The organism is Elstera litoralis (genome assembly GCF_000963705.1).
Lineage (GTDB): Bacteria > Pseudomonadota > Alphaproteobacteria > Elsterales > Elsteraceae > Elstera > Elstera litoralis.
In genome coordinates this window covers 1-4,934 of the sequence record NZ_LAJY01000413.1, presented here as the reverse complement: position 1 = coordinate 4,934, position 4,934 = coordinate 1, and the positions used below count along the sequence as shown (strand labels likewise).

General features: G+C 61.4%; 7 protein-coding genes. All 7 read right to left on the bottom strand.

From position 1 onward, the window contains the following. Nucleotides 1-444 precede the first annotated feature (444 nt). A complete protein-coding gene (locus tag VZ95_RS14780; RefSeq protein ID WP_045776539.1) occupies nt 445-1,227 on the bottom strand; it encodes a nickel/cobalt transporter in 783 nt (260 codons plus the stop codon). Next, complete coding sequence (locus tag VZ95_RS24265; RefSeq protein ID WP_156995320.1) at nt 1,170-1,361, bottom strand: hypothetical protein; 192 nt, start codon at nt 1,359-1,361, stop codon at nt 1,170-1,172. Before VZ95_RS24265 ends, VZ95_RS14780 begins: the two co-directional genes overlap by 58 nt. After that, nucleotides 1,349-1,957 (bottom strand): DUF1007 family protein, encoded by a 609-nt coding sequence (locus tag VZ95_RS14775; RefSeq protein WP_045776538.1) that lies wholly within the window; start codon nt 1,955-1,957, stop codon nt 1,349-1,351. The genes VZ95_RS24265 and VZ95_RS14775 overlap by 13 nt, the downstream gene beginning before the upstream one ends. Nucleotides 1,958-2,003: 46 nt before the next feature. Next, nucleotides 2,004-2,906 (bottom strand): metal ABC transporter substrate-binding protein, encoded by a 903-nt coding sequence (locus VZ95_RS14770; protein ID WP_045776537.1) that lies wholly within the window; start codon nt 2,904-2,906, stop codon nt 2,004-2,006. Nucleotides 2,907-2,993: 87 nt separating this feature from the next. Next, nucleotides 2,994-3,464 carry an ABC transporter C-terminal domain-containing protein gene (locus tag VZ95_RS14765; protein ID WP_045776536.1) on the bottom strand — a complete coding sequence of 157 codons (471 nt, stop codon included), beginning with the start codon at nt 3,462-3,464 and terminating at the stop codon, nt 2,994-2,996. A 121-nt stretch (nt 3,465-3,585) separates the two neighbouring features. Continuing rightward, on the bottom strand, nt 3,586-4,128 hold the full coding sequence (locus VZ95_RS14760) for an Hpt domain-containing protein (RefSeq protein ID WP_045776535.1): 543 nt from the start codon (nt 4,126-4,128) through the stop codon (nt 3,586-3,588). A 9-nt stretch (nt 4,129-4,137) separates the two neighbouring features. Further along, the gene (gene mscL / locus VZ95_RS14755; protein ID WP_045776534.1) at nt 4,138-4,560 is read right to left on the bottom strand and encodes a large conductance mechanosensitive channel protein MscL; all 423 of its coding nucleotides are present in this window, start codon (nt 4,558-4,560) and stop codon (nt 4,138-4,140) included. Between the last annotated feature and the right edge of the window lie 374 nt (nt 4,561-4,934).

Sequence of the window (4,934 nt, the reverse complement as noted above, 5' to 3'; positions counted from 1 at the left end):
CATGAACCGACAAACTCCGTACGAACCGCCAATTGAGGCGGACCAAATCAACTTAATGGCCGGGCGAGCTGAGACTTATCGCGCGCCCCGTGCCTGACGCGTGATTGTCGCTCCGACCAAGTAAAAACTGTTTGCTACGCTTGAAAGTGCAATCCACCCGTTACTGAGGGCCGATCACGCTATCCTATAGAAGAACCTTTTGGTCCTGAGGAACCGGAAAACATCCGGCCTCGCTTCCTACTTTCTTCCTGCGCGCATCCAACTTAAACCTGCCGAATGCGGCGCCGGTGAAAAGTACGTTGTCCCGCCCGTATACACGACCGCTATTCGTCACTTCCCACACGATACGCCATCCCAAAACTCAGCTTACGGGAAGTTTCTCTCAGCGGCAAGGTACATCGTCTGATTCCCGAAAAAAACATACGGACCGCCCCGAAAGACCACCTAGAGCGTTAGGGCGAGCAAGAGCATCCCGCCGAGGGTGACGAGGGCAGGCCCGGCTAAGGCCATGACAAGGTTCAAGAATCCCGCCTGAGGGCGGCGTTCGGCCCAGCGGCTCACCCAGCCGCGCGCCACCAGCGTCAGCACGCCGAGGCCGGTCATCGTGAGGGCCATGCCGAGGGCGATGGCGCTCACCATCAGCAGCCCCGTCAACCACAGCCCGTTCGCGGCACAGAAAACCAACACGATAATCGCCCCGGTACAGGGCACGGCCCCGGCCATCCAGCCGGTCAAACCGCGCGCGCCAGAGGGTCGGGGCGGGGCGGGCGCATGGGAGTGCCCGTGATGATGGTTGTGGCCGCAGTCGGCGGGGGCGAGGCCTTGGCGCACGCGCTCGCCCGCTTCCAGTAAAAACCACAGGCCGAGGGCGATAATCCCGGCATAGGCGATCAGGCGCACCTCCCGCGTGCTTTCGAAATCCGGGGCGGGTTTGCCGTCGAACAGTAAAAACAGCACGGCGACGATGGCGAGCGCCGAGGCCACATGGGTGAGCGCAATGCGCACCCCCATGCGCAGCCCTTCGGCGAGGCGGGCCTGTCGCCCGAGGAAATAGGAGATCACCAGCATCTTGCCGTGGCCCGGCCCGGCGGCGTGGAAAATGCCATAGAGAAAGGCAAGGCCAACGGCGGTCGCCAGGGTCAACCAAGACTGCCGGTCGCGCAGGTCGATCAGCAGGCGGCGAAACTTGAAGGCGGCGTCGCGCTGCTGGGCCGCGAGCCAGCGCATCGCGCCATTGCTCTCGTCCGGGGCGGCCTGGGGGCCGTGGGCGCGCCGCGCATCGGCCCAACCTGGGCGAGGGCAGGGGCGAGCGGCATCAGCACGGCCAGCAGCACAAACAGCCGAACGATCAATCGGGACATTGCAGCGATGCCACTTGCGGGTAGGCCATGCCGAAATAGATCGGATGGGCGCGGTCTTCTTGAATCACGATCGAGCAACTCGGCGTCGGCTCGGCGAAGCTAACGCCGGGCCGGTTTTCCGGCAGCAGGCTTTCGATGTAATAGTCGGGATCATAGCTGCCGATGGTCACTTTGCGCGCCGCCCCGGCCCCGCTTAGGGCGACGGGATGGGACAGCGGCACGAAGAAGCGAAAGCGCATCTGCTTGCCGTTGAGATCGACCGTTAGGTTTTCCATCGGCCCCACCGGGACGCGCTTGCCGGAAGCATAGACGAAGACGAAATCCGAAAACGCTTGCGGCTGAGTGATTTCCTGGGCGATCAAGTCCTTTGCCTCCGCCGGGTCGAAGCGCCCATTGCGATTGCGGTCATAATTGGTGCGAAACGGATCGGAGTAGACCTCGTCCCACGCCCACGTCAGCTCGATGCCCGTCAGCGCGCCGCCCTTAGTGTGGAGACGCATTTCAAGCTCCATCCAAACATGGGGATGGGCGCGCGCGGCGGGTGTTGGTCCGAACAGCGCGGCCAGTCCCAGCAGGGTTAGAAGAAGAATTCGCATACGCCTTATATAGAGCGTGCGGCGCGCGGCGTCACCGTCCCTGGCCTCAGTTCTGCATCATTCCCGTCACCAGGGTTTTCGTATTGTGGCGCATCATATCGAGATAGCGCGCCGCCGGGCCGCCCGTGGCGGAGAGCGCGTCGGAATAGAGCGCGCCGCCGATGACGGCCCCGGCTTCCTTGGCAAGCTGCTGCGTCAGGCGCGGGTCCGAAATATTCTCGACGAAGACGGCTTTAATCTTCTCTTTGCGAATCTGGCTGATGAGCTTGGCGACATCCTTGGCCGAAGCCTCGCTGTCGGTATTCATCCCCTGCGGCGCGCGGAAGCTGACGCCATAGGCCTTGCCGTAATAGCCGAAAGCATCGTGGGAGGTGATGACGCGGCGCTGAACGGCGGTGAGCGCACCGATCTGCGCCTTGATCTCGCTCTCGAGCGTCTCCAACTCGGCCTGATAGGCGGCGGCGCGGGCCTTATAGCCCTCGGCATGGGCCGGGTCGGCGTCGGTCAGGGCATTCGCGATATTGGCGACCATGATACGGACATTGCCGACATCCTGCCACGCGTGCGGATCGACATTCCCGTGATCGTGGCCGTCATGGTCGGCGGCGCGCGGTTTCACGCCGTGCGTCACGGTGATCGCCTTGCCCTTAGTGCCGCTACTTTTCAGCAAGCGGCCCATCCAGCCTTCAAAGCCGAGCCCGTTCAGGAAGATCAGCTTGGCCCCGGCCACGGCTTTCGCGTCGGTCGGGCTCGGCTGATAGACATGCGCGTCGCCATCCGGCCCCACGAGGGTTTTCACCTCGGCGTCCGGCCCCGCGACCTGACGGACGAGATCGCCCAAAATCGAAAAGCTGGCGACCACCGGGAGCGGATCGGCGGCGCGGACGGGCAGGGCCGGGATCAAGAGCAGGGCGGCGGGAAGGCTAAGCAGCAGGCGGCGGGAGAGCATGGAGACCTCAGGAGCTATAAAATATGTTATAACATAACGTTTTTTCTGAAGACGAAAGGCAAGCGGTGGATCTGCCAGGGGGGCACCTTACCAGCGCAGGCTGAAGCGTTTTTTCCAAAGGGGGCCGAGGCGCTCTTCGCGCAGCAGGGCGCGCTGCTCGGCGCTCAACACGTCGGGATTGCGGCGCTCTTGGCGTTGGGCCGAGAGTACGTCGTATTTTTCGTCCAGCTTTTCGAGCAATTCTTTCAGGGTGAAGGGCTTTACAGTCTTATTGGCCTTCACATCGTCCTTGGCTTTTTGTTCGGCGGCCATTGCTTCGTCGATGCTCTGGCGCGTCGCTTCGAGTTCCGCGATCAACTCGGGCCGCGTGCCGAGATGAACGGTCTGGCCATTTAAGCTGTCGTGCGGCGACGGGGTTGAAAAGGCCAGCGGCGAAAAATCGACCACAACAGCACCATCCCAACGCGCGCTATCGGCGGCGGTCGATTTCGGTGACGCGGTCCAAGCTACCGAAGACGCGAAACCGGCCTTGGCGGGTGATGAGGAGATCGAGGTCATGGGATTCTCCCACTGAAAAATCCGGCAACGCTTTCTGCGCCACGGGAGTAACAAACAACTTCTGAGTGTAGGTTACAAGATGCGCAGGCATCCGACAATATGCCGCGTGCAGGAAAAGCGCTTAGAGACTTTTGTCGCTGAAGGTTTCGATAACCGTCTTGAGCGCGGCGGTCGAGGCCTCGTAGAGGGCGGGCAGGGCGGCGGTGCGCGCGGCGGCGCAGGCCCAATCGTTCTGCCGCAGCGCGAGGGTGATGGCGCGGGCTTCTTGGACCATCAGGGTCATGCCCACGGCCCCCATTGTACCGATGAGGGAATGGGCCGTGCGGGCCAATGCCTCCGGGGCTTCCGCCGCGAGTGCCTCGGCCGCGTCGGTCAGCAATTGGTCCGCTGTTCCGTGAAACTGCGCCAGAATCGCGGCGCAACCACGGGCGGGGAGATAATGGTGAAGCTCAGCCAAAACCTCTCGGTCGATATAGGCTATGCCTTCCGGCGCGGGCGCTCTTGTTTCGGCGTCGCAGGTTAGGAGGCGCGCAAGGGCGAGCGTGTAATGTTTCTGCTCCAGGGTCAGGTCGGTTGTCAGCAAAAGCTCCACGAGGCCAACGGCGGCTTTCAGCGTTTCGGGAAGCCTCTCGGGCAGAACCGCCGGGTGTGGGGATTGCAGCATCCCGGTCGCTTACGGTTTGGTGCGCGCGAGCAGATCGCGAATTTCGCGCAGCAGGGCAATATCCTCGGGCAAGACGGCGGGGGCCGGTTCCGGCGGCGGGGCCTGGCGGCGCAGCTTATTGACGGCCTTAATCACCATGAACAGCACCCAGGCGACGATCATGAAATTGATCGAAATCGTCAGAAACTGACCATAGCCGATCACCGCGCCCTGCGCCTTGGCGTCGGCATAGGAGGTTGCCGTGACCGAGTTCACCAGCGGCAGGAAATAGTTGGAGAAATCTAAGCCCCCCGCGATCCAGCCGATAATCGGCATCAGCACGTCTTCGACCATTGAGGCGACGATCTTGCCGAAGGCCGCGCCGATGATGACGCCAACGGCGAGATCCACGACATTGCCCTTCAGGGCAAATTCCCGAAATTCTTTGAGCATAGTGCCGTACTTCCTCGTCACAATCGTTCCCTGTGACAGCTTATGCCTCAAGGGTGCCCCAAACCAGGGGCATTACAACGGGATTAAGGAAAATTATCCGCACCCCTGCGCTCAATCTCTCATTTCGCGCAGGGGTTTGTTCCGACTTCACGCGTTACGCGGGAAGCTTTGAGGACAAGGTTGCCCCATACTGACGGAGCTCGCTTAATAGAACGCCAACCTTCCGCATTAGATTATTTGTTTGATCTAGGACAGTATTAGACGAGTCTAGAACGATTCCGGCTTCAGTTTCTGTGGCTCGATAGCGCTATTCACCGAAGCGGTTTTTTGAGCAACTGAATTGGCGCTGTGATCAATTTGAAGAACGGTTTCAG